We start from the raw sequence: 25,549 nt of genomic DNA, 5'->3' as shown, positions 1-25,549 counted from the left end.
GAGGGATGACGATGCAAAGTGAGAAACTTTGGACGAAGGATTTCCTCGGAACTTGTTTTAGTAGTCTATTTCTCTTCTTAACATTTTACATGCTTATGACTACTCTGCCTGTCTATGTAATAGACGGCCTAAAAGGAAAACCTGAGGAAATTGGTTTAGTTGCAACTGTGTTTCTTATTTCTTCTGTTTTATGTAGACCATTCACAGGAAAATGGCTCGATGATTTAGGAAGAAAGAAAATATTATTTATTTCACTTTCATTATTTTTAGCCGCTACTGTTATGTATTTCGGTGCGCAAAGTTTATTCTTATTACTTGCCCTTCGCTTCTTGCACGGTATTGGGTTCGGGATGGCAACGACAGCTACTGGTACGATTGTAACTGATGTTGCGCCAGCTCATAGACGAGGCGAAGCACTTGCATATTTCGGCGTATTTATGAGTCTGCCGATGGTAATTGGTCCTTTTTTAGGTTTAACAATTATTTCTCATTTTTCGTTTACTGTGTTATTTATCGTTTGTTCCGTATTTTCATTACTTGCATTTTTATTAGGACTACTTGTAAATATTCCGCATGAAGCACCTGTGAGCAAACAAAAACGTGAAAAAATGAAATGGAAAGACTTAATCGAACCATCTTCTATTCCGATTGCACTTACAGGATTTGTTTTAGCCTTTTCTTATAGTGGTATTTTATCCTTTATTCCTATTTATGCGAAAGAACTCGGTTTAAGTGAAATTGCAAGTTATTTCTTCATTGTATATGCACTTGTCGTTGTCATTTCTCGTCCATTTACAGGAAAGATTTTTGATCGCTTCGGTGAAAATGTACTTGTTTACCCTGCTATCATTATTTTCACAATCGGAATGTTCATATTAAGCCAAGCACAAACTTCATTTTGGTTCCTTGGCGCAGGTATGCTAATCGGTTTAGGTTACGGAACATTAATTCCGAGTTTCCAAACGATTGCGATTTCTGCTGCTCCAAACCATAGACGTGGTTCTGCGACAGCTACGTATTTCTCATTCTTTGATAGTGGTATTGGCTTTGGTTCTTTCATTTTAGGTATTGTCGCAGCGAAATCTAGTTATCATAATATGTATTTTATCGCAGCTATTATCGTTGCTTTCACTTTACTTTTATATTATGGATTACACGGACGAAAACAAAAATTCAAAAAACAACCTACAGACGGAAAAATTTCCGCTTAACGTTAATAAGGAAAGTAAACTTCCCCGTTTACTTTCCTTATTTTGTATTTCCTTCAAGACGAGCGTATACTTATAGTAGAAATAAAAAGGAGGGCCATATATGAAACTAAAAAAATCTCCCCTACTCTTACTTATACTAACATTCATATTTGTAATTACAGGGCTTGGGTTTACTTACTTCAAACAAAATAAAACGACCCCATCAAAACATAATGTGACAAAAGAAAACTGGTTAAATGACCCTTACTTACGTTGGTCGTATACCCATATGAAAGAATTCACTTTAGTTAATGACGTAAAAAACAATCCTGACCAAATTGCTCACTTCCCTTTCGCATTGCAAAACTTAGACGATTTTGCTGTGGAGCGTAGATTCGGAAATACAACTCCTCTAAAAAAACTTTTAGACGATAACAAAACAGATGCTTTTGTCGTTGTACATAATGGACAACTTGTTTATGAACGATATTTCAATGGGTATAAACAGAATGAACCTCATGGTATGGCATCATTAGCAAAAGTCTTTACCGGGGCAATTATACAATCTCTCGCTGAAGAAAAACGTATTAACTTAGAAAAAACAGCTGACACATATATAAAAGAATTAAAAAATACACCGTTCGGTAATGCCACACTTCAGCAATTAATGGACATGCAAGTTTCAGCTGAATATCCTACTCATGGATATGAGCAACCTGGGCTAGAAAATCAAGATGCACAATTATATTTAGCTAGCAATATTTTACCCCGCGGCAAAAATTACGATGGTCCGATGAAAATTTATGATATGTTACGAGAAGCCGAAGAAACTGCACCGCCTGGTTCTGCCTTTTCTTACAATAACGGATCAACAGAAACGCTCGCTTGGGTTATTCGAACTATCACTGGCAAATCATTAGCTAAAAATGTTAGCGAACGAATTTGGTCTCAAATTGGTATGGAAGAAAACGCGTATTACGTTACAGATGAAACGAAAATAGAACAAGCAAGCGCTGGCTTAAATGCAACTGCTAGAGATATGGCGAGATTCGGGCAATTACTATTAAACAACGGGGAATATAACGGAAAACAAATTCTCCCTTCTTCTATTACTGAAGATATAAAAAATGTCCAAGAAGGTGAACTTGCAATTAGCCCTGGAGCTTCCATTTCTTATCATAATCAATGGTGGATTCCCCACAATGAACAGGGTGCTTTTGAAGTGTTAGGTAGTTACGGACAAACACTTTACATCGATCCGAAAGCAAATATGGTAATTGTCCACTTCTCTTCTAACGCTATGCCAAGTAATGAAATACATTCAGTTTACTCAAATATGTATATTGATATTGCACATCATTTGGAGAAGCTTCCACGGTAGTGGAAGCAGGAGTTTAAACCTTGCACAGTTATGGCTATTTAATTGAACACTCAATCTGTTGTGCTAAAACGTCAATATAATAAAAAAGGATCTCTCTTGATAAAGAGAGATCCTTTTTTTACTTCTTCTTCTTTTCTGTCGGTTGGCTTTGTTTAGCGAAATTAGATGAATCATCGAAATTTGGTTGCTTTTTACCTGCATTATTACTTCTACCTTTTCCCATATGTAATGCACCTCCCCTCATCCTTACTATTCCCAATAAAAAACTCCTCTTGCATTCAAGAGGAGTTTTTGTTGTGCTATTATTAATAATGCCTAACTGTTACCGCAGTACTTCACTTTTAACCATGGTGGTGATCATGCCCATCAAGCCTATGATTATCTATCCGTTTTGGCGTTTTCCTTTAAACGATACCCTAGTCTTCGATCGCTTGATAGGCCGTGGTCCAGAAGTCTTGGATAAGATGCGATGGGGCCGGAGTCGACATCCCAACCTGGGTGAACAGAATTCCAATAAACTGTTTATCTGGATCAGCGTAAGCTGAAGTACCGGTTCCACCATCCCAGCCGAATTGACCGATAGACGCGTAGTCTCCAAGATAGGTACGCACCGCCATCCCAAAGCCCCAGCCACCTTGGATCCCTTGTCCGAACGACAAATGGACGTTATTTTTGGCCAAATCGTCTCGGTATACTTGTTGTTCCGGAGTAAGACGGTTGGTGGTCATCAGCTGTACTGCGGGCCTAGACAGGATCCGTTTACTGCCGTGCATCCCTTTATTCAAAAGCATCTGCAAATACGCGTGATAATCGTCGACGGTTCCAAGCAGTCCACCACCGCCTGCTTGGAATGCTGGAGGTTTGCTGTAACGTCCACCCGCCCCCTCATCCCACACGATGAATTCACCTGTCTCCGGATTGGGGGTGAAGGCTGGTGGAAGCCGATCAATCTTGAGCTGAGGTACGTAGAATCCAGTGTCCTTCATTCCTAGCGGATCGAATATGCGTTCGTGCAAGAACGACTCGAACGTCTGACCCGTGACCCTGGCAACAAGAACGCCGATTACCTCTATACTGATATGATACTGCCACCGCTCTCCGGGCTGATAGCTTAGCGGAAGTGCACCTAGGCGACGCATAAACTCATCTGGATCGGGCATATCCTGCCCTGGCGTGTCGAATATCCCACTCTCGAAGAACGAGTTCATGATTGGAGAACCCATCAACGTGAGATCCACTCCGAGCCCGAATGTGGAGGTCAACAAGTCTCGTACAGTGATAGGACGCCGTGCTGGGACGGTCTCTTCTAGCGGGCCATCGGGTCGTTTCAACACTTGCCGGTCGGCGAGTTCCGGTAGCCATTTGTCTACTGGGTCGTCTAAATGCAGTTTGCACTCATCGAGCAAAACCATTACTGGTGAAACTGCGATTGGCTTGCTAGTGGACGCCAATCGAAAAATCGTGTCCCGACGCATTGGTGCACCACCATCATGCCTCATTGTTCCAAGTGCTTCAACGTGCGTCTCGCCTTTTCGGCTGACTAAGGCGACGAGCCCAGGAATCTTTCCAGAATCGACATGCCGCGCCAATATATTGCGCATTTTGCGCAATCCTGTTTCAGAAAAGCCCTTATTGTTTTGTCCCATTTTGTTCTCCTTTAGTTTAGATTGAGATTTCTAATACATATTGACAATCAATTATTAGTTCTTCAAATAGAAAGATTCCCCTTTTTAATAATTTCGACAAGATGCATTTACATACATGGAGGCACCATGCATCACTATCAACCTAAGATAGACTATATTTATGGGGATTTAATAATGGGAAATGCAATCATTAAAAACATTGATACAGCCATAAGAAATATGAATACTACAGCAGTAAAGGTACTTTCTTCAAAAATATCTTTATACTGTCCACTTGTTTCAACGCTGTTATTCTTAAGTAAGGCTTTAAAAGCAGCTTGTACATCTTTGCTCTTAGATGTTGTTTCTAATTTTACATAAATCGTTCTACCATAAGCTACATTTGAAACCATAACAGGTGGAGCTGAATGACTTACTCCTTTACGAGTTAACTCATCAAAAGTAAACACTATTATCAAACAGATTGGATGGATTGTTAGGTAGCTCAGCACTTACGGTATAGAATATTTGCTTATATGCCGCTACCATCATTTTTTTGTTAGGGTGATGATGGTACTACTCTTATTGAAAATATTTCAATCCCTTTTAAAATATCAGAATTTTCCGATTCTAAAAGGTTATGAACGAAACAACCTCGAATAATTGTAATACATATACATAAGGAGGTTGATCTATTTTGTTTCGTTCCTTTACAAATGGTTGCGTCGCCTTAGTGCAGCGCTTCTTGCCAGAACCGTTTATTTTATCATGTTTACTAACTGTTTTCGTTATCTTCTTTGGTATGTTTGCGACTCACCAAACACCTGTAGAAATGATTAATCACTGGGGTAATGGAATTTGGGGACTCCTCGCCTTTTCTATGCAAATGGCACTTGTACTCGTGACTGGACCTGCTTTAGCAAATGCTCCTCTTATTAAAAAAGGATTAACGAAAGCTGCCAGACTACCGAAAACGAATGGACAAGGTATTATTGCCATTTCCATTGTAAGTTTACTTGGTGCATACATAAACTGGGGCTTTGGAATTGTTGTATCTGTTTTATACGCAAAAGAAGTGGCAAGGCAACTGGACGGATTAGATTATAGACTAGCAATTGCCTCTTCTTACTCTGGATTTCTCATTTGGCATGCCGGTCTTTCTGCCTCTATCCCTCTTACGTTAGCAACAGGCGGTGAAACGTTAATTAAAACGACTGCTGGAAGTATTAAAGAGGCAATTCCGATAACAGAAACGTTATTCTCACCATACGCTCTCGTTCCAGTTATTATTTTTCTCGTTACGATGCCTCTCATTAATAAAGCGATGCATCCAGATGAAAAACATACGATAACTGTAGATCCTAGCGTGTTCCATGAAGAAGCTGCTGCTCAAGAAGTAGAAAAAAATACATTCGCTGAAAAAATGGAAAATAGCATCATTATTACACTTTGTGTTGGATTGTTAGGTCTCATTTATATTTTCAATTACTTTTATACGAAAGGATTTAATCTTACTCTCGATATCGTGATTTTTATGTTATTAATTGCTGGACTTATTTTCCACCGCACTCCGATTCAGTATATTCGCGCTTTTTCAGACTCTACGAAAAGTGCCTCTGGCATTTTACTTCAATTTCCGTTTTACGCAGGAATTATGGGCATGATGATTGGAGCAAATAGTGAAGGACTTTCACTTGGAGGAGCTATTTCTAATTTCTTTATTAGCATTTCAAACGAATCAACTTTCCCGCTCTTTACTTTTTTAAGTGCTGGTATCGTTAATATTTTCGTTCCATCTGGTGGCGGTCAATGGGCCGTGCAAGCACCAATTATGATTCCAGCTGGCGCTGAACTTGGTGTACCTGCTGCAAAAACTGCAATGGCCATTGCGTGGGGCGATGCTTGGACGAATTTAATTCAACCTTTCTGGGCATTACCAGCATTAGCGATAGCTGGTTTAGGTGCTCGTGACATTATGGGATTTTGCGTTATTAACTTACTATATGCAGGTTTCATCATTAGTCTATGCTTTTTATTTATTTAAACGAAAAGCTAGTTTTATACTAGCTTTTTTACATAATAAATCATTCATTTCCCATGAATTTTATAACTGTCTTCCACTCTATGTCCGTAAGATGTAATGACTCAAACGCAAAAAAATCTTCACACACTCTTTCAATTAAATGTGGATTTTCCCTCAAGAAATTCCACTGTAATACTTTAGGAAGAAAATGCATTTCATATTCTTTACTTCCCCGTACTACCTCATCAACTTCTCTTTCACAAATCCCTCTTATTAAATAATCATTTCTTAACTCTATTTGAATTTGTTGAAATGTATCGCTGCATTTTTTCAATTGAAGTAAACACGTAATATACTTTCGAAAAAGTTCGTTATCATACTGACAACAGTTTATAATACGATCGACTTCATTCATAATGTACGAGCCTTTTCTTCTATTTGTAATAACCATTTTTCACGCTTTGATACTTTACTCGTTTTCACAGATTGAAACACTGACCGTTTTATATCACGAATGCCACAAAAACGTAAAACACCTCTCTTCATCATAATCCAATCTGCTGATCGATATAACAATGCGACGTACCATAGAGGTGAGTCTAACGTATTAATAACCCACGCTTTTTTCCCTTGCAATAATCCTTTCGGCAGAGCCCCTTCATATTTATAAGCAAATCCAGCTACGAAAATACGGTCAATAAAACCTTTTAAAATAGCTGGCATCCCCCACCACCATATCGGATATATAAAGAGAAGTGTATCTGCTTCTTCCACTAATTTTCTATACCGCGCTGTCTCTTCTTCATTTATTAAATCACGTCTTTTCTTCTCTTCATTGAATACAAGTACCGGATCAAATTGTTCCTTGTATAAATCAAGCAACGTAACCGAATGATTTGTTTCCTGTAGCCCTTTTTGCACATGCTCTAAAATTGCCCCGTTAAAACTTGAAGGACTAGGATGAGCGTATATAATCAGTACGTTCACTACAAAACAACTCCCTCTATCGTTAAAATTACCCCTTCTTTAATAACTTCTCTACAATTTGTACGTTTTTCGAACTTTGCAACAGTCGATTTAATACAGTAAGTAACTCTTCTTTTTCTAAATCTTTCAGTTTCTCTTTAACTGCACTCTCACCAGCACCTTGAATATCATAAACAACTGCCGCCATATGTTTACAATAATTTTCATAAGGACATTCGCAACTACTTTTTGAAAAATCTTCGAGATCGATAACTACTTCATAATTCCCTGCATTTCCAGTAACGAAAGCAAACACTTTGTTATCTTGTATTTCAACATCTTCTACATGTCCATCTTCATAATATTCATATCCCTTATCTACAACGTACTTTGGGATCCATTTCGTTATATCTTTTAATAAGTAAGCGTACATAATTGTATCCCTTCCTTTAATTCCCTTTTGACTTCCAAAACCCTGCATGTTATTCTAAGAACTGTTAAATAGCAAGTCTATTTTGCAAAACGACTGACACCTATTCGGCGAAGGTGTCTCTTTTCATTTGCAGCCGATACGAATTGCCTCTTTCAGGCACATTCAATTTTTGACACTACACACTCAACACCATTCCCTGTATCAGGCTGCTTAAGCAGTCTTTTACTCTACATACTCCGTTATTTTAAAAAAAAAGAGAGCTTAGCTCCCTTTTCTCGCCTTATAAAATACCCCTTTTTCAGTATAGAGATATTCATCAGCTAATGTAATTTTCCCATCCAGTTTCAGTTCATCTAATAGTCTTGATAAATAAAATTGATGTAACATCTTTTTCGTGAATTTTCCTTCATGATGCGAAACGATATGTTCTTGAATATCTAACAATGATATTGGCTTATCTTGCTCTATCATATATTCATAAACTGTACTACGCAGTTTTACGTATTTTTCGAGTGTCACAGCAATGCGCAACCCCTTTCTTCTTAATATAAATTTTCGTAATCGGTTTTTTTGCAACAAAAAAACCTCTCCGATAAGAAGAAGTTACGTATATATCTTCGTCTTATCTCCCAGAACAAATATGTTCTGCTGGAATTAGCACCTGCATCGCGGTTGCTGGGTTTCATCGGGCCAGTCCCTCCACCTCTCTGGATAAGAAAATATTCACTTAATTCTTACTATACGTAATTTCATTTTAATTGTCAAACAAATATAACAAATAATATTTTCTTCTTTACTGTTCATACTATACATATATGAATATGCAAGGAGGATTATGAAATGCATCAAAATGCTCGCGGATATGTACAAGATTCTTTTCAATCATTACAAGAAGCAAAACATTGTTTAGAAGAAGCACTACAGACTGTTGAAAAAGATTTTAATCGCGCTCGTATTGAGCAATCCCTTTATGCGATCGAACAAGCTATTCAACGCTGCGATTACACCGTTCACATTTTAGAACAAGATTGAAAAAACTTCCCATCATAAGGTGGGAAGTTTTTTCAAATGGCATACTTCATAATTATTGCCGTTATGATTAAAAAATATACAGAATTCACAATTTCTAAAACCCCTACTTTTATAATAGAAATTTTTTTGCCATACAATATAATGGCTCGAATGACACTTGGTATAAAAATAAGGGAGCACCACGGATTAATTGCAAATACAATGATTGTTAATAGAATATGATAACCCCAAGATATAAAACGATACTTCGGATTATTTTTCTCACGTATCATCGTTTTCACATAAAACGTACTACCTAAAAAGTATAAGAATGAAATAAGTGCAATGAATAATGCTGTATGATCGATTTGTTTCATTGAAAAATAATAACTAATTAACCCACCAACACAAAACACAATGATCGCACAAATATCATTTAATAGTGCCCTTTCATTTTTTTGACGAGCATAATGCATATTTACTATAAATAGTGGAATCATGACTATTACGAATAAAAGAATGCGCCATTCATATAATAGAGAAATCATCCCAAATACGAACGCAATAATAAAATATACAATTGAAGCATGTAAATACTCTTTTTTTCGTTTTTGCTTTATGTACATAAGGAATGGATACGTAGCTAAATAGATAAAGAACCAAGCTATAAACAATGGAATGTGATATATAGTAGGTTTTCCAAGTATGACACTTAATAGAAATGGTATAGCAAGCATCGCCCATGCACCATGTTGCTTCGGAATAACTAACTTCATTAACTATACACCTCCCTTTTGAAAATAGTTCTCACCTATTATTATACGAATAATTTTATATAGTAACGGATATATATTGGACTATTTTTTGACAATAAAAAATGCTCCTTACAATATGTAAGAAGCATGAAAGAGGCAAACGAATATGTAAGTCGCGACCCTACCTTATATGAGTATGCTTTTCTATGCTATGTTATGCTTATCTAATATACCGTATTTCTTTTTAAATCTTGTGAGAATCGTAATCCAAGAAGTACTAAATAATAGTAAGAAGACAACATTCGAAATTGCATGGCTCAAATCGAAATAAAAACTTGCGATGTAATACGAAATGACTGTTTCCCACGTTGCCTCTCGTATAAAACCGAGAAGTCCCCAGAAATTCATAATCCAGCCAAATAAAAATCCAACAAACAATCCGTACAGGAGTCTTCCCCATAGCTTTTTCATTAAAAATGTATTGCGCAATAATCCAGCTATAAAACCAATCATACCCCATGAAAACATTTGCCACGGCGTCCACGGACCTTGCCCTAAAAAGATGTTAGACACAATCGCTGCTGTTGCACCGATCATAAAACCCGCTTCACTTCCAAACACAATTGCAGAAACGATAATAACAAAAGAAGTTGGTTGTACACTCGGTAAAATAGAAAATGGTACGCGGCTAACTGCTGCAATTGCCGCTAATACAGCAACGAGAACAATTTCACGTGAAACAAACGCCTTCCTTTCAAAACGGATATAGAAAGGTAACATAATAACAACTAATAAAAACAAACTACTTAACATGTAATAACCGTCCATAATAAGTGTAGTAAAGAGTAATGTGCCTATTATTACTGCAAAAATACCTATTATGAATGCAACATATCGTTTGGACACGCTTCGTACACATCCTCCCACGTTAATGCATATGGCAATTCTTTTCGAATGAATCGATTAATAGATGTTGTATAAAAGAAGTTACCACTAAAAAATTCTTTCGGTGCATCATTCATAATAACTGCTCCATCAAATAACATCATACATTGATCCACGTATTTCGCTGCAAACTCAATATCATGCGTTGCCATTACAATTGTTGTACCTTCTTTTTGCAGCTCCCTAAATAGTTCTCCTACTCTTTCTTTCTTCCATGGATCTAACCCCTTTGTCGGTTCATCAAGTAATAATAGCGTTGGCTTTGATAATAACGTTGTACATAATGCAAGAAGTTGTTGCTCTCCTCCGCTACAATCATGCGGATGGCGTTCTTTAAGCGAATACAACCAAAACTGTTTTAGCGTATCTTCTGCTATTTCTTTTCCTTGTTCTCCATATAATTCACGTGCACGTTCATACACCTCATCCCACACTGTATCAAATGTAAAATGATAATATGGATGCTGCGATACATACCCAATACTTTTAAACCGTTCTTTCGAATCGATTTTATGTATCACTTTCCCGTTCCACTTTACTTTCCCTCTTCTCGCTTTTTGTAATCCTGCTAAAATTGTTAACAGTGTAGACTTACCTGTACCGTTCTTCCCAACGAGCGCTACCCATTTTCCTTTTTCAATCGAAACTGATAAATCACGTAAAATAAGCGGACTATTTTTTTCGTACTGGAATGAAATATGCTCTGCGCTTAAAATTACCTCTTGCTTTTCACTTTGTGCTATTGGCTCATTTACATATGATATCGCTGAAAAATTATTCATTTTCATTTGCGCCTCTCGCACCGTAAACGGAATATCTCTCACATTCCACTCTAAAAATAGCCTTGGAATTTGCGGAATAAATGGACGGAATGTTTCTACTCCCCACATATTCGTAATAACAGTTTTAGGACTACCATCATACATAATACAGCCGTTATCCATACAAACAACGCGTGTTGCAAGCGGGATAACTTCATCTAAACGATGTTCACTTAAAATAATCGTAATTCCAAGTTCTTCATTAATCCGTTTTAATAATCCTAAAAACTCTTTTGCAGCAATTGGATCTAATTGTGCTGTCGGTTCATCTAATAATAATAACTTTGGCTGCATAACTAATACCGCAGCTAAATTAACAAGTTGCTTTTGCCCACCAGATAACGTGTGAACAGATTGATGCAATAAATCTTGAAATCCTAAAAAGCTAATAAGCTCTGCTATTCGTTTTTGAATAATATGTGATGGTAACCCAATATTTTCTAAAGAAAATGCTAATTCTTGAATAACTGTATCCATTACGAGTTGATTTTCTGGATTTTGAAATACCATACCAATTTCTTGAGCAGATAACAAATCAGGTACATTTTCTAATAAAGTACCATCATAATATGTATCCCCAGTACGCTTACCAATTGGAAGTAATTCTTTTTTAAAATGTTTTAATAAAGTCGTCTTCCCGGATCCTGATCCGCCGGCAAGTGCAATAAACTCTCCTTTTTGAACAGAAAGAGAAATATGCTGTAACGCTTTTTCGTTTTCATCAGCATATACAAATGATAAATTGTTTATTTCTGCATGCGCCACCATAACCATTCCCTTCCTTCCATTATAATTGGTAAACTAATAAACATCGTAAATACGATAAACATCATCCCATCGTATTGCTGAAATAAAATAGATTCGACTTTCGGATAAATGATTAACTTTCCTCCGCCATACGTACTACATATGATAGCAATTATAAATAGAATACTTAAATAACTGAGCGTATACCAATCTCGTTTTTCCATTCTATAGCGAATATATGTCGTACGTTTCGTTACACCAAATCCACGAGCTTGCATAGAATCTGCCGTTTGCAGTGCATCTTCCAATGAACAAATTAATAATACTTGCAGCAATTGCATACCATTTTTGACGCGTTCAATTATCGAACCTGAATCTACCTGCACACCTTTCGTCTTTTGAACAAGTGTGATTTTCTTTAATCGCCTTATAAACAAAGGAACAAATCTCACTGTAATCATCGTTAACAATGCAACTTTCGGTGAAATTCTTGAAAACAAATATAAAAATTTATGACTGGAAATAATATCATTGTATGACGCAAACGTAAACATAACTGCAACTAGTAATAACCCCATTACTATTCCAAACATAATCGCCTCAAGCTTAATACGGCTATCACCTAACCAAAACAACGTAGTTCGACCTCTATGCGTTAATAACGAATTAAATAAAATTACCATAAAAAAGAAAACAATTGTGCTCGGTAACATCTTTCTTATCTTTTCGCTATTTCCTTGCATCACATTTAACATAATAATTAATACTATTGCTCCAATTAAAAAAAGAGGATGAAGACACATCATACATAGTATCATCACCCCGATATAATAGAAAAAATTCACAAAAGGATGTAAAGAAGAAAAACTTATTTTCATAGCCCTTTACCGAATGCCTTTCTTATTGTAATACGTATACCCACTCAATTGTATCTCCTGGTTTTACCGTAGCTACACCAGCACTATGGTTTGGAAAAGCACCGTTCACACGATATTTCCATCCACTAGTATCCGCAATATCTTTTTCATATAAATCATTAATACCTTTTACATAAATACTATCTCTAGATCCGCTTGCATCAACATCTAATCCTGTACGTTGTAATACTTTATACACAGTATCGCCATCTTGTACATCCATCTTTTTCGCACCCATTATATATCCGTTATTTCCTTTTACCGAGATTGTTACTTGTTTTGCTTTAGGTACTGGTGGTACTGGTGGTACTGGTGGTGGCACTGGATTTGGTGGTGGTACCGGTGTTGGTGGAGCTGGTACACTATTGTTCTCCTCTGACTTTTTCTTTTGCTCCTGCTTCGGTGTTTCTTTCGGCTGATTCACAACCTTTGCTTCTTCTTTTACTTCTGGTGCTTTCGGTTGTTGTTTCTCTTCTTGTGCTTGTTGCTGCTCTGGTTGCTTATTTACAGCCGGCTGTTCTTTCGGTTGTTCCTGTTGTTTCTCTTCTTTCTTTACCTCTGGTTGTGCCTGCGGCTTTTCCTCTTTCGGCTTCTCTTCTACTTTTTGTTCTTGTTTCTCTTTCTGCTCTTCTTGCTGCTTTTGCTCTGATTCAGCTTGCTTTTCTTCTGTTTTTTCTTCCGGCTTCGCTTCATCTTTTTGTTCTTCTTGTTTCGCTACCTCTTCTTGCTTCGGTTCTACCTTCTTCTCAGGCTTTACAGCTGCCTCTTCACATCCGGCAAGTAGCCCAAGCGAAAGCAGTAAAAAAATGAACCATTTCACCTTACTCATCCTATCTCTCACCTTTCATACGAAAATTAGGAGCAAATAATTGCTCCTAATTTTTTGTTAAGCTGCTTTACGTCTCCATAATACATATGCAGAAGCAATACATAATACACCCATACCTACTTCTGTTGCTGCACTATGAGAAGATGCTCCTGTTTTTGGTAGACTGTTACCGTTTCCGATTTTTTTATTCTTAACCGGTTCGTTATCTACAACTACTTTTAGATTTTCATCTTTTGTTTCTTGTTGTACTTGGTTTTGTTCTTTCGGTTCTTCAGTAACTTCTTTTTCTACTACATTATTTTCTGGTTCAACGACCTTTTCTGGCTCTTCAATCGGTTTTGGCTTAATTACATCACCAGCGTCTACATTAGACCAATCATAAATAGATTTTCCCATTTCCTTAAATTGAAGTAATGCTAAAAGAGCCTGTTCTGTAGCCATTCCGTTACCATTTTGATCACTTGGTAACCATTTAAATTCACCATTTGAAAGTTGATATGATAATAGGTTTTGCATTGCCTTATGAAGACGATCTTGATCTACATCTTTAACAAGCGATAATCCAATAATTGCTTGCGCAGTACTATTTGAATTTTCTTGTCCATCAGCTGAAAAACCGCCATTTTGCAGCTGTTCGTTATATAAATACGCAACAGCTTTTTGTATAGCTGGTTTCACATCTGATCGCTCTTGATAAGGAGCTAATGCTGATAAAACCATACCTGTTACATCAACGCTACTAGCACTATCTTTACTACCTGAACTATTATAAGTCCATCCACCGTCTGTATGCTGATTATTTAACAGTGCTTCCACTAGAGCAACTCTGTTCCATTTTGATTCAACTGGAATCTCATACTTCTTCGTATCAAATGCAAGTAAAGCAAATGCATAACCTGTAACAGAATTCACTTTATCTGACTCATACAATTTTTGAACTAAATTATGTCCACCTACATTTTTAGGGTCTGCATTCATTGCATTCATCATAATAATTGTTCTAGCTAAATCTGTCGCTGAAAAACGATTAATGCGCTTTTCTACTTTTTCAGTTACTGACTTAACATAATTTAATTTTGCCTCAATTGGCACATTCTTTCCAGAACGAGAAAGCGCTACAGCTACCCAATCACTTTCAATTCCATCTTGTAACATCTTGTCTGATGTTTTAGAAATGGCTTCGTTTAATTGTGCACTTGGATCTTGAATGTTCTCTTGCTTTGGTTGTTCTGGTTTTTCATCATTTGTTTTTGTACCATCTGGTTTTTCTTGTTTTGAACCATCCGTCTTTGGTTCTTCTGGTTTTTCTTGTTTTGGATCATTCGTCTTTGGTTCTTCTGGTTTTTCTTGTTTTGGATCATCCGTCTTCGGTTCTTCTGGTTTTTCTTGTTTTGGATCATCCGTCTTTGGTTCTTCTGGTTTGCCACCGTTAGGTTCTTCTGTTTTACACGTTCCGAACTTATCTAACGTTTCTTTCAATGTTTCCTGGCTCATATTGCTCCAGTCTGAAACAAAACGGAATACAACCACATCACCAGACTCTAATTTATAACTATCTGCCCCAACTTGTGCAGATGTATCATTTACATCGTATGTCCAACCACTTGTAGCTCCGGCCATTAAACCATCGATGCCTTTTACATATGTTCCAAACGACATCGTTTCAGATTCTACTTTGTCCCCCATGACCTTTTGCAGCAAACTTAAAGCTGTTTCCCCATCTTTAATTTGCTCTTCTTTCGGACATAACATAATGCCTTTTTGTGATTCCCCAATAATTGCAAGTTTTGCTGTATTTCCTTCAGCAAACGTAATATGTACTGTATTCGCAAAAGAAACAAATACAAGTGTCACTGCCATTAAAGACGTAAGCAGCCATTTTTTCAACATTGCCATCCCAAAATTTCCTCCCTTACTACCATTTACACAAAAAAAGGCCCTTCAAGGGCGTGCGATTGACACTCTCTTTTTGTAAGTGTCGAACAAAAATGTACAACACCTCCTACCCGCATTATTCGCGGCTATATTTGTATAGGAAAAATAATTTTGTTTATGAACGTATCATTGTGATAACATTCACTTTTCTTGGCACAACTTACTTCCATTTAAGTTATCGTAAAACGATAAACCTATACATTCTGTAAATTTTAAATTTCTGTATTATTTTACTATTGACAAAGAATTTTGTCCATGCTTTATCGGATTTATTTTCTAAGAATAATAACTTATTAACTCTTAACTATGTAAACTCTTTTCACTAATAATGACGCCATCTTCATCCGCATAGACATATTCATTTGGATTCCATTCTACTTGTCCAAAGTGCAATGAAATATTTCGTTCTCCTTTTCCTTCTTTCACACTTCTATTTGGCATCGTTCCTAATGCTAAAATACCAATATTAATATTCTTTAGTTCACTAGAATCACGAACATACCCATTCACAATAATTCCTGCTAGCTTTCTTTCTTCCGCAATAGCTGCCAAATTATCACCGAGTAACGCACAATTCGTAGACGCTCCGCCATCAACAACTAATACTGTTCCTTCTGGTAATGTTTGCAATCCTTCCTTCACTAGTACATTATCATCTTTCACTTTTACAGTTGCAATTTTTCCGTAGAATTGTTCTTTCTTCCCAAAAGACCGAAAAGACTGTCGACATATTTGTAATTCCTTTTCAAATTCATCACATAAATCAGTAGTTTTCCACATCTTGTTCCCTCTTTTCCTTTTTCTTTCTACATAACATATTCTTGGCTTATTATCGTTTCCCTGTCTAATATTGCAATAATTTGTATGTGCGGGAAAAGGATACAAAAACTATTGCCTTAAGAAGCTACCTTTATTATAATCTATTTCACAGATTAAATTCAGAATATTAAAAATTAATCAAGTGAAGAAGGAGGGATTTTATGCAAATACAAACTGAGGCAAAAAAACAACCTAGTAAACAAAAGTTTAAAATGCCTGATGCGTACGTACTACTATTTTTTATTGCCTTACTTTGCGCCATTGCTACGTACTTCGTTCCTGCTGGAGAATTTAAAAGGGTTACAAACGGGACCGTTACAACGACAATACCAGGTAGCTACCATTCTGTTCCGCAATCACCCGTAGGATTTGTTTCTTTTTTTACCGCTATTGAAAAAGGAATGACACTTGCTGCTCCTATTATCTTTCTAATTTTATTTACAGGTGGAGCTATTGCAATTCTTGAAAAAACAGGTGCTCTTGACGGTTTAATCTATCATGTTATTAACAAATTTCGGAATCAGCAATTACTTTTCATTTGTATAGTTGCTGCGCTCTTTTCTATTCTTGGAACGACTGGTATTATCGTTAACTCAGTTATCGGTTTTATCCCCATCGGTATCATCGTTGCACGCACGTTAAAATGGGACGCTATCGTCGGTGTAGCAATTATTTATTTAGGCACTTATGCTGGTTTTAATGCTACTATTTTATCTCCCTCACCTTTAGGCATTTCACAAAAGATCGCAGAACTTCCGATGTTTTCCGGGATTGGTTTACGCACCGCAATCTATATATCTTTTTTACTTGCCACTATCCTTTATATTAATTGGTATGTAAAGCGCTTGAAAAAATCGAATAAAGGAAGCATTCTTGGCGACAACTGGTTTCCAAGTAACGCTCTTTCAAGCGAAAAAGAAACAGAGAAAAAAGAAGTTCCTTGGACGATACGTCATAAATTAATTTTACTCGTTTCAGCTTTATCGTTAATTGTATTTTTAATAGGCGCTTTTCGTCTACATTGGACGGACGCAGAAATGACCGCTACTTTTATTTTCATAGCAATTACAGCCGGAATAATAGGTGGTATGAAAGCAAACGATATCGCTTCTACTTTTCTAGCAGGTTGCCAAAATCTCATATACGGTGCTTTAATCGTCGGAATGGCTCGTTGTATTTCAGTCATTTTAGAACAAGGCAAATTACTTGATACAATCGTTAACCAACTCGCACAAGCTCTTGAAGGACAAAGCCCTGTATTTGGCGTTATCGGTATGTACGTAAGTAGTGCCGCATTACATTTCCTTATTTCATCCGGGACAGGAGAATCGGTTATTTTTATTCCGATATTAGCTCCATTAGCTGATTTCATGCACATTACACGCCAAGTTACAGTACAGGCTGTTATGCTTGGGGAAGGTGTAGTAAACTGCTTAAATCCAACTTCTGGTGTTTTAATGGGCGTTCTCGCAGCGAGCGGGATTTCTTATGGAAAATGGATTCGTTTCATGGCTCCACTTGCACTCATTTGGTTTATCATTGGACTTGTTTTTCTTATTGTTGGGGTGAATATTGAGTGGGGACCGTACTAAAATACCCATATATAATTAACTTGTTAAAATATCTATCCTATTCTCCTCTTCAATCCTATAAAAATCATTTATTCTAGTAAAAATATAAGAAGGGATTGATCATAATGATCAATCCCTTCTATCAAAATATAATACCTTTAAAAATCTTAGTTCCAAATTTTATTTACCCATTCAGGATGATCAATAAAAGGATTGCGGTTATGTTGATATTTTGTAAAAATCACTTCATTACGCTTTCGCTCTAAATCATCGACCGGGTCTTGTTCATTCCATTTTAATAAAACCGATTGTTTCCCCATGTATGGATCTTTATTGTTATTCACTTTTTCATTTAGTTCTAAATCTATTTCGCCGTTGTCCCCCTCGTAACGAACAGCCATATAAAACAGCATTCTAGCAATATCTCCTTTTACACTATCACGAGGTTCCCAAGAATCACTATCATATTTACATTCTGTCGCTTCAGAATGATTCACACCACCATTATCAAAATCTAAATTCCCTCGTGAACTATTTACAGATACATCCGTCGCTCTTAAATGATGTAGATCTGTTCCAGGTCCTGCAGTCGTTCCAAAGTCACCGTGAGATTTTGCCCAAACATGCTCACGGTTCCAGTTATTTACTCCTGATCCATTCGTAAGCTTCCCTTGCGAACGACCAGTATATAAGAGTATCACATTATTTTTATTATTTGGATCTTCATCAGTATCTCTTAGTGCTTCCCAAACCGCACTGTATGATAACTTTGTATGATTATCAATAATATTATGCAGTTCCTTCTTTAATTCTAAGCCCGTTTTTCCTATTGCGTTATTATAATATGTATCGTCATAACTTTTTACAATAATCTCTTGTGCTGATGCAGAAGCTACTTCACCGTGTATAGTATCTGTGAATGATAGAGATGCAGAACCTAAAATAAAAAATGAAGATAGCGTAATCATAGCAATCTTTGTATTTCGAAACTTCATATACCCATTCCCCTTTAAAATATAATTTGAAGCTACTAACTAAAAAATGCTTTCTCCCCCCAAAACTTTTAGAAACCCATACCCACCCTTTTCTTTTTATTTAATACAAAACTCTATTGAGTTTATATCATTTCCAAACTTTTTGTTTATCTACTTTCCAAACAATTTTACTTTTAACAAGAAATATCCTTCTCCCGTAAAGATTATTAAAATATTCTTTACAATTAAAAAGTAGTTTAATATTAACTTATAAATTTAAATTTATTTATGCAATAATGCATATTTGATAAATACTTAAAAAAACAGTTTGAATAAAAAGCATTCAAAGAAAACCGTGCCACAAAACAGATAAAGTGAAACTTTAATCAGTGGGATTTCGTTCCTCCCTCACCTAACTTCTTTGCTTCCGCTGAATTTTGAGGTGGTGGTCTTACTGCCCGGCAAATAGCGGGATAAAAATCAAGATGATAGCTCGACTTTTCCTTTTTCCATAACTGTCTTTATTTTTGTGTAAAACCTTTCTTTCTCTGAATAATACGTACAAAAATAGATTGGATACCATGTAGGCACCAATCTATTTTAATTAAAGAAACTGTGTCAATTCTGAGTTCACAATACGTTGTGCAGTAATGATAACACTGTCAGCTGTTAGTCCATAAACACTATATAGTCCACCAGGTTGATTAGGAACAATTTGAACTTCATATTCAAATGCTTGTCCAAGAGCAGGATGAACTAAACTTAGAGTTGCAAAAGTAGAAGCATTAGAATTTACATTGAAGTTTACCTGTTCAATTAATACTAATGAACCGTCAAGTCTAAAAACTCTAGCTACTCCAGTAAGTGGGCCCGCAGTACGGTTAAGGATTTTTACCCTAACTCTATTTGCATTAGCAGGTTGATTTCCTACGTTTTCAATTGGTCCTGTAGTAAGAGCCATATAACATCACCTCCATTATATTATTATGATATTCAACGGTATATATTGATGTTATAGTTTAATTACCCAATTTATTTTAAATAAAAAAGCTTGTTTCTTATATTTTCTATAAGAAACAAGCTTTTCTTTTTCAACTACCATTCCTAAGACAAGTTTATCCGTCTCGAAAACATTTACAGTTACTTGACGTTTATGCTGGAACAGAACTACTACTATTTACTTTGCATTGAACCTATATATTTTTTAACTACTTCATATACATATTCTTGATTTGCCGCTGCTGTATTTGGGTTGTATTTCCCACCGTTTGTTTTATTATTAGATAATACTCGAATCCCTAAAAACGGGACGTCATAAGCTTTTGCGATTTGAGCTGCAGCAGCTCCTTCCATTTCTTCTACAGATGTACCGTATTTTGTATGGAACCACTTAATTCTATCAACTTCGTTATTCCAAACGTCTGCTGAACCAATCGTACCTTCAACTACTTTACCTTTTGTATATTTATCTTTCACTGCATGAGCCGCTGCAAGTAATTCCTTATCTCCTTCGTAGTATCGGATTTTCTCAGCATTTGGATCTTCTCCTGCACTTCCTTCAGAAGCCATTAAGTCCATAGATATCCATTTTGTCGGCTCAATTCCTTTGTTCTCATCCATATTGGTCGTTTTTAATGAACCTATATTTGCAACTTGTTTTCCTAACACAATATCAAATACATTTAAATTTGGATCATGTCCACCTGATGTTCCTTGGTTAATAATTGCTGTAGGTTTATATTTTTCAATAGCCACCGCTGTAGCAGCTGCTGTATTCTCCATTCCTTTACCTGTTTTCGCAACGATTACAGGATAATTGTCGACAGTTCCTTTATAAAATACAAAAGTTCCAGACTTTTCTTCTTTCACATTTTTTAGCCTTTTCGCAAACTTTTCTGCTTCTATCGGCATTGGCCCTTGAATTAAGATTGGTTTTTGATTGCTTTTTGCCTCAACTTGTTTCGGACTCGCATCACATCCCGCAAGTATCGAGAATGACAATGCAACAGTAGTTACTAGGGCAGCACATTTTTTCAACATATTCTTCTTCATAAATAATCTCCTCTTTCTCTTGTTGTTTTCTATACTCGATGCATTTGGTCCAAACAAAAAAAGTTCTAGAAATTGTAGAAGAATCTCTACTTTCTAGAACTACGGTAGTCAAAGTTAATTAAGCACATGCAAAATTATAAATCGGTAGCGCACATTACATAGAGCGCCCGAATACTTTAACCCGTAGTCCAGTTCTTTCATTGGGAACTAGGTAGAAACGCTCGGACCATATTACCGAGTATATACGAGTGATGTTATTCAAAATTATTATATGGATAATATAACAAACTACTAGTATATGCGCAAGAAAAAAGTGAACATTTTCAATTAAATAACTCAAAATGTTCGTTTTTAAATGAAAATAGGATAAAAAACCTATCTCTTAACAGATTTTTTTCATTTAAAAATTTTATATACTAAACTAGATTCCCACTCAACAACCAATCTTTTACAAGCAGTTTCTTTCTTTCCCAACTTCCTCACCTAATTTTGATGTAAAAGCCTTACTGCCCTGGATAAAATGTGCTTCCATCCAATTCACAATTATTTCTTCCAACTCTGGATGAAGTGGCTTTCCTGCCCCTTCTTCATAATTCTTTTTAAACTCTAATGCTTTAAATTCACCTTCAAAACTTTTTAAACTATGATCCATATTTTTTACTACACGTACTTCAGAATCACCCTTCACATACTCACCGATCCGCTTCGCTCTTTCAGGGTCAGCCTGAATATCTTTATCACCAGCAATAGCTAGTACTGGACATGTTACTTGTTGTAAGTCTTTATAGATGTCATGCTGAAAATGCTCTCTAAACCACTTTGCATTCATCGGTTTAAAACCAACTTTAATCGTATCTTTTTCTGTGTTCATCATTTTCTCTTTTATTTTTTCCATCTGTTTTTCTCCGCGTTTCTCTACATTAAGAAGACGCATTAGTTTTCCTTTTATTCCTTTCTGCTCTTTTAGTTCTTTATAAGCAATTTCTCTTTGTCTTTTTGTAGCTTCTTCTAATGATTCTGCAGCTCCTGTAATAAGTATGAGTCCATTAACTGGTGTTCTTGCGTTTACTACAGTGGCTAACATACACCCTTCACTATGACCAGCTAAAATGATATTTTCTGGATCAACAAATGGTTGTTCTTTTAAATACGTTATCATGGCCTCTATATCACTAACTAAATCCCACATTCCAGTCTTCAGAATTTCTCCGTTACTCTTTCCTACTCCGCGCTTATCGAAACGGAGCGTCACTACTCCAAGTTGCGCCATTACATGTGCTAAATCTTTATATATGTTCGACTCAAGCTTTAGCGGTACTATCGTTCCATCACGATCAACTTCTCCAGATCCAGCGATAATTACAACAGCAGCATGCTTCCCACCAGCTTTTGGCTTTGTAATCGTACCTTGCAAAGTTAATTCACTTTTTACCGCTACTTCATATTCATCAAAGATCATTATATTAATCCTCCTTCTATTCCGTTATATCTAATTTGAATTTCAAACTCGCTATTATATTTTTGTACTCTCTTACATCTTTCATCGGAACGAAAGCCGGGTTCTCTGCAATGCTTTGTAGCATGCTTCGCTTTATAATCTCTTCATTTCTAACTGTTTTAGCACCAAGTGGAAATTCTGCAAACCATCCATCAATCGCATCAAAATAGGAATCGCCGTGTAAATGCAGGCTATTTACTGTGAAGCTATTCGTACAAACCGCTGCATATTTCCGTAGCATTTCTAATGAACCTTCAAAATTCCCTTGCATGCAATATACTTGTGCAGCAGCATAGTATACTTTTAAAGTCATATTGGGATGTAACGTTTCTAATTCATATATATCTATTAACATAAAAGCTCTATTCAAAATTACCTCTACTTTTTCAGCGCTTGAAGCATTTACTACTACATAATTCGGTATTGTCCCAACGAGTTGTATTAAATGTTGATACATACTAATTTGCATCACTTCATTTGCCTTCTCAGTATTTCCAAGCATTTGATACGCCTGTGCGATTAGATCTTCCTCTGGAAAGTTAGGACGTATCGTTTCGCCAAGTAATTGAAGCACCTCATTTGGTCTATTGAGTATAAGATAGCAAGTTGCTTGAAACGATGCCGCCTCTTTCACAAGAGAAACATCGTCACTTTCTTCCTGCACTCTGCTAAAGAGATTCATTGCCTCTTCTAAAATTTCAATTCCTCTATCCGTGTCCTCTGTTAACATGTGATGATTAATAAAAAGTATTCCTATTTGAATTAATAATGGAAAACAAGAATAATATTTTTTGATTATTCCCCTGCACTCCATCATTACTTCATCAAACGGTTCTTCACTAAAAGCTTCGGCTAGTCGATGATATAAATTTTTAATATCTTCCTGCTCCATTTGTGGTGTATAACTAATTAGTTCATCTATACTAATGTTAAAGTATGATGCTAATAGTGGTAAAAATGTAATATCCGGATAACTCTGCCCCGTCTCCCATTTGGAAACAGATGCCTTCGTAATACCGATATACGCCGCTAACTCTTCCTGCGTAATTCCCTTTTCTTTTCTCTTATTCGCAATGATTTTATGAATATGAATCTCTCTCACTGTATCACCTCATACTTTTATTATATGTTTTATATTTCACACAAAATATGGATTTAAATTCGACTTTCATTTACAAAATCAACTGTTAGGAAACATCTGTCTAAAATCAAAGGCAGGAACATATTTGATATGTTCCTGCCTTTTTAATGTCGGTACCGATACATAGCCATCTAGCTAAGATTTTGAAGTGCTTCAAAATCAAACATTTCATCTCATCACAGTTTTCTATGGGAATCCAGTGAACAACTTATTTACATAATTTTCGATATTGGAAGTAAATTTAAGTTGTTTTTAAAGTAGGTATACCTAGTAGAAATTGTTGAATTGTGCCCATTTGTTAAAGTTTAATTTTCATTATACTTTTTGTACTGAGTCCAGTGCTTTTTTTAATTCATCTGATTTTTGAGTGCCGATTACTACTGTGTTATATTGCAACTTTAACTCTATACCTTTATTTCCATTCATGTTATAGGCTTTTTCATTCTTAAGGTTAAAACGAATTCCCCATCCTCCAAATCGTTTTATTGGACTGTAAGTAATGCATTCATAATGGTGTATATCTTTGAAAAGGTACTGCTTATATTGAAAATGAAAAGGAACAAAGCGGACATAAAGACCTTTTTCACGGACCTCAATGATCAGTTTCAATACTCCAAGCATTAATACAGGAAAGGCAATCCCGAACAACAACCACATAACAATTAAGACACCATTAGAAGCTGGTTTATCTCCAAACGGGATATCAAGAATAATTTGTTGAATAAATCCATACCACATCAGCATGGAGATCCCTAATATGAGTATCCATACCCAAATTGGGGATCGCTGAACCTCACGAAAGATTACTTGTTCTTGTTGTTTCATTAATGATTATAACCTCCTAAAAGGTTTATTTTTTCTCACTCATTTTAAGCCGTTTTGCACTTCCAAAAAATGCGCTCCCAATTATGAATATAACGGAAGAAAGATACATTGTTATCCCTGAGTATTTATTATCAAAAATTGTGAAATTAAGTAAATTAATGAACATCATCAATATAAGTGCTATGTACAATCCATTAATATATTTCATTTATCCCCCCCTTTACTTTTTTTGAAAACCCCTATGTGATAAATAATGGTTTCTAAAGGTATTATTCAGAATGCCCTTTTCCCTATTTTACCATTTTATAGAGTTGATATGTTGTTTGTTTTCGGTTGAATATTGTATACACACTCGGTTAACATAACGTCTCATGATCAGTAGCAAGAAAAAAGGATAATCCGTCCTCATAATGGACTAATTATCCTATAAATCTTTATCTAAATTTAATAAAACAAGAACTTCTTTTCCTATGTATATTTACTTCGTTACCTCTCCAAACTGCGCTCTCGTCACTTTCGCCAAGTCATCTACTTTAAGCTCAATTTGTATACCAATTTTCCCGCCGCTTACTATCATCGTTTCAAGTGATTGGGCACTTTCATCAATACATGTAGAAAATAACTTCTTCATTCCGACTGGTGAACAACCACCACGAATATATCCTGACACTTTCGTAATATCTTTCACAGCAATCATTTCAATCTTCTTTTCACTTACTGCTTTTGCGGCAGCTTTTAAATTTAGTTCCTCATCTACCGGAATAATAAACACATGATAATTTTTACTATTCCCTTGAGCGATTAACGTTTTATATACTTCTCTCACTTCTCGTCCAATTTTCTCGGCTACTGATACGCCATCAATTTTCCCATCGTCTGGATCATATGACATCATCGAATATTCAATTTTTTCTTTATCTAATATTCGCATCGCATTTGTTTTATCTTTTTTCATAACGTTCTCCTTAAAAGGTTATTTCATATTATTAAGTTTTATTATACACCCTTTTCCATTTCTCCTACATAACTTCACGTATATTTCAAAACTAAAAATATTGATAATTCAAAAATCATCTGATATAATTTGGAAA

General features: G+C 35.9%; 25 protein-coding genes, 1 pseudogene and 2 riboswitches. Of the genes and pseudogenes, 5 read left to right on the top strand and 21 right to left on the bottom strand.

Going from position 1 to position 25,549, the window contains the following annotated elements; all coding sequences use genetic code 11:
- Positions 1 to 11 precede the first annotated feature (11 nt).
- Together CQ064_RS19420 and CQ064_RS19415 are read left to right on the top strand one after the other, a co-directional pair.
- Positions 12 to 1,211, top strand: coding sequence for an MFS transporter (locus tag CQ064_RS19420; RefSeq protein ID WP_001190333.1), 1,200 nt, complete (start codon positions 12 to 14; stop codon positions 1,209 to 1,211).
- 100 nt (positions 1,212 to 1,311) lie between these two features.
- Positions 1,312 to 2,571 (top strand): serine hydrolase domain-containing protein, encoded by a 1,260-nt coding sequence (locus tag CQ064_RS19415; protein ID WP_000768739.1) that lies wholly within the window; start codon positions 1,312 to 1,314, stop codon positions 2,569 to 2,571.
- Between the two features lie 416 nt (positions 2,572 to 2,987).
- Here the strand turns inward: CQ064_RS19415 and CQ064_RS19405 are convergent, their stop codons facing one another.
- Together CQ064_RS19405 and CQ064_RS19400 are read right to left on the bottom strand one after the other, a co-directional pair.
- A complete protein-coding gene (locus CQ064_RS19405; protein WP_000531364.1) occupies positions 2,988 to 4,217 on the bottom strand; it encodes a serine hydrolase domain-containing protein in 1,230 nt (409 codons plus the stop codon).
- A 224-nt stretch (positions 4,218 to 4,441) separates the two neighbouring features.
- Positions 4,442 to 4,754 (bottom strand): annotated as a pseudogene (locus CQ064_RS19400) (thiol-activated cytolysin family protein); the annotation flags it as partial.
- A 139-nt stretch (positions 4,755 to 4,893) separates the two neighbouring features.
- Here CQ064_RS19400 and CQ064_RS19395 point away from each other — a divergent pair.
- Positions 4,894 to 6,240 carry a short-chain fatty acid transporter gene (locus CQ064_RS19395; RefSeq protein ID WP_000489998.1) on the top strand — a complete coding sequence of 449 codons (1,347 nt, stop codon included), beginning with the start codon at positions 4,894 to 4,896 and terminating at the stop codon, positions 6,238 to 6,240.
- A gap of 40 nt (positions 6,241 to 6,280) precedes the next feature.
- Here CQ064_RS19395 and CQ064_RS19390 read toward each other — a convergent pair whose 3' ends face one another.
- The 4 genes from CQ064_RS19390 to CQ064_RS19375 form a co-directional block, all read right to left on the bottom strand.
- Positions 6,281 to 6,634, bottom strand: a complete 354-nt coding sequence (locus CQ064_RS19390; RefSeq protein WP_001006468.1) for a hypothetical protein — start codon at positions 6,632 to 6,634, stop codon at positions 6,281 to 6,283.
- Positions 6,631 to 7,206 carry an NAD(P)H-dependent oxidoreductase gene (locus CQ064_RS19385; RefSeq protein WP_001101585.1) on the bottom strand — a complete coding sequence of 192 codons (576 nt, stop codon included), beginning with the start codon at positions 7,204 to 7,206 and terminating at the stop codon, positions 6,631 to 6,633. The genes CQ064_RS19390 and CQ064_RS19385 overlap by 4 nt, the downstream gene beginning before the upstream one ends.
- A gap of 28 nt (positions 7,207 to 7,234) precedes the next feature.
- Entirely contained in the window at positions 7,235 to 7,618 is a 384-nt protein-coding gene (locus CQ064_RS19380; RefSeq protein WP_000271534.1) for an SWIM zinc finger family protein, read from the bottom strand.
- A gap of 261 nt (positions 7,619 to 7,879) precedes the next feature.
- Positions 7,880 to 8,197 carry a hypothetical protein gene (locus tag CQ064_RS19375; RefSeq protein ID WP_002094089.1) on the bottom strand — a complete coding sequence of 106 codons (318 nt, stop codon included), beginning with the start codon at positions 8,195 to 8,197 and terminating at the stop codon, positions 7,880 to 7,882.
- 40 nt (positions 8,198 to 8,237) lie between these two features.
- Positions 8,238 to 8,336: riboswitch (SAM riboswitch) on the bottom strand.
- Positions 8,337 to 8,458: 122 nt separating this feature from the next.
- Between CQ064_RS19375 and CQ064_RS19370 the strand changes: the two genes are divergently transcribed.
- A complete protein-coding gene (locus tag CQ064_RS19370) occupies positions 8,459 to 8,650 on the top strand; it encodes a hypothetical protein (RefSeq protein WP_000554029.1) in 192 nt (63 codons plus the stop codon).
- A gap of 32 nt (positions 8,651 to 8,682) precedes the next feature.
- On the opposite strand, the gene CQ064_RS19365 is transcribed toward CQ064_RS19370, so the two are convergent.
- From CQ064_RS19365 to rraA, 7 genes are all read right to left on the bottom strand, one after another.
- Positions 8,683 to 9,405, bottom strand: coding sequence for a YwiC-like family protein (locus tag CQ064_RS19365; protein ID WP_000779946.1), 723 nt, complete (start codon positions 9,403 to 9,405; stop codon positions 8,683 to 8,685).
- Between the two features lie 183 nt (positions 9,406 to 9,588).
- Complete coding sequence (locus CQ064_RS19360; protein ID WP_000044913.1) at positions 9,589 to 10,290, bottom strand: ECF transporter S component; 702 nt, start codon at positions 10,288 to 10,290, stop codon at positions 9,589 to 9,591.
- Entirely contained in the window at positions 10,263 to 11,924 is a 1,662-nt protein-coding gene (locus CQ064_RS19355) for an ABC transporter ATP-binding protein (RefSeq protein WP_015055160.1), read from the bottom strand. Before CQ064_RS19355 ends, CQ064_RS19360 begins: the two co-directional genes overlap by 28 nt.
- The gene (locus tag CQ064_RS19350) at positions 11,897 to 12,775 is read right to left on the bottom strand and encodes an energy-coupling factor transporter transmembrane component T (RefSeq protein ID WP_015055161.1); all 879 of its coding nucleotides are present in this window, start codon (positions 12,773 to 12,775) and stop codon (positions 11,897 to 11,899) included. Before CQ064_RS19350 ends, CQ064_RS19355 begins: the two co-directional genes overlap by 28 nt.
- Before the next feature lie 22 nt (positions 12,776 to 12,797).
- Positions 12,798 to 13,643, bottom strand: coding sequence for a DUF4430 domain-containing protein (locus CQ064_RS19345; protein ID WP_000048876.1), 846 nt, complete (start codon positions 13,641 to 13,643; stop codon positions 12,798 to 12,800).
- A gap of 57 nt (positions 13,644 to 13,700) precedes the next feature.
- Positions 13,701 to 15,539 carry a DUF4430 domain-containing protein gene (locus tag CQ064_RS19340; protein WP_001241095.1) on the bottom strand — a complete coding sequence of 613 codons (1,839 nt, stop codon included), beginning with the start codon at positions 15,537 to 15,539 and terminating at the stop codon, positions 13,701 to 13,703.
- 339 nt (positions 15,540 to 15,878) lie between these two features.
- The gene (gene rraA, locus CQ064_RS19335) at positions 15,879 to 16,358 is read right to left on the bottom strand and encodes a ribonuclease E activity regulator RraA (protein WP_000266049.1); all 480 of its coding nucleotides are present in this window, start codon (positions 16,356 to 16,358) and stop codon (positions 15,879 to 15,881) included.
- Positions 16,359 to 16,558: 200 nt separating this feature from the next.
- Here rraA and CQ064_RS19330 point away from each other — a divergent pair, with 200 nt between their 5' ends.
- Positions 16,559 to 17,989, top strand: coding sequence for a YfcC family protein (locus CQ064_RS19330; protein ID WP_001166978.1), 1,431 nt, complete (start codon positions 16,559 to 16,561; stop codon positions 17,987 to 17,989).
- Between the two features lie 146 nt (positions 17,990 to 18,135).
- Here CQ064_RS19330 and CQ064_RS19325 read toward each other — a convergent pair whose 3' ends face one another.
- From CQ064_RS19325 to ybaK, 8 genes are all read right to left on the bottom strand, one after another.
- Entirely contained in the window at positions 18,136 to 18,963 is an 828-nt protein-coding gene (locus CQ064_RS19325) for an endonuclease I family protein (RefSeq protein ID WP_000672184.1), read from the bottom strand.
- A gap of 583 nt (positions 18,964 to 19,546) precedes the next feature.
- Positions 19,547 to 19,903, bottom strand: coding sequence for a hypothetical protein (locus tag CQ064_RS19320; RefSeq protein WP_001229424.1), 357 nt, complete (start codon positions 19,901 to 19,903; stop codon positions 19,547 to 19,549).
- Between the two features lie 212 nt (positions 19,904 to 20,115).
- Complete coding sequence (locus CQ064_RS19315; RefSeq protein WP_000739930.1) at positions 20,116 to 20,994, bottom strand: 5'-methylthioadenosine/S-adenosylhomocysteine nucleosidase; 879 nt, start codon at positions 20,992 to 20,994, stop codon at positions 20,116 to 20,118.
- 164 nt (positions 20,995 to 21,158) lie between these two features.
- Positions 21,159 to 21,262, bottom strand: a riboswitch (purine riboswitch).
- Positions 21,263 to 21,442: 180 nt separating this feature from the next.
- The gene (locus CQ064_RS19310) at positions 21,443 to 22,453 is read right to left on the bottom strand and encodes an alpha/beta hydrolase (RefSeq protein ID WP_000575473.1); all 1,011 of its coding nucleotides are present in this window, start codon (positions 22,451 to 22,453) and stop codon (positions 21,443 to 21,445) included.
- Positions 22,454 to 22,469: 16 nt separating this feature from the next.
- Positions 22,470 to 23,594 carry a helix-turn-helix domain-containing protein gene (locus CQ064_RS19305; RefSeq protein WP_001206782.1) on the bottom strand — a complete coding sequence of 375 codons (1,125 nt, stop codon included), beginning with the start codon at positions 23,592 to 23,594 and terminating at the stop codon, positions 22,470 to 22,472.
- A gap of 354 nt (positions 23,595 to 23,948) precedes the next feature.
- Positions 23,949 to 24,458, bottom strand: coding sequence for a DUF6141 family protein (locus CQ064_RS19300; RefSeq protein WP_000813121.1), 510 nt, complete (start codon positions 24,456 to 24,458; stop codon positions 23,949 to 23,951).
- A gap of 25 nt (positions 24,459 to 24,483) precedes the next feature.
- On the bottom strand, positions 24,484 to 24,666 hold the full coding sequence (locus tag CQ064_RS19295) for a hypothetical protein (RefSeq protein ID WP_000875160.1): 183 nt from the start codon (positions 24,664 to 24,666) through the stop codon (positions 24,484 to 24,486).
- A 270-nt stretch (positions 24,667 to 24,936) separates the two neighbouring features.
- Positions 24,937 to 25,413, bottom strand: coding sequence for a Cys-tRNA(Pro) deacylase (gene ybaK / locus CQ064_RS19290; RefSeq protein WP_000710852.1), 477 nt, complete (start codon positions 25,411 to 25,413; stop codon positions 24,937 to 24,939).
- Positions 25,414 to 25,549: the final 136 nt, after the last annotated feature.

The sequence above is a fragment of the Bacillus sp. MYb78 genome (assembly GCF_002975115.1).
Lineage (GTDB): Bacteria > Bacillota > Bacilli > Bacillales > Bacillaceae_G > Bacillus_A > Bacillus_A cereus.
The sequence above is the reverse complement of the archived record's forward strand: the minus strand, read 5'-3'. Positions and strand labels throughout refer to the sequence as shown.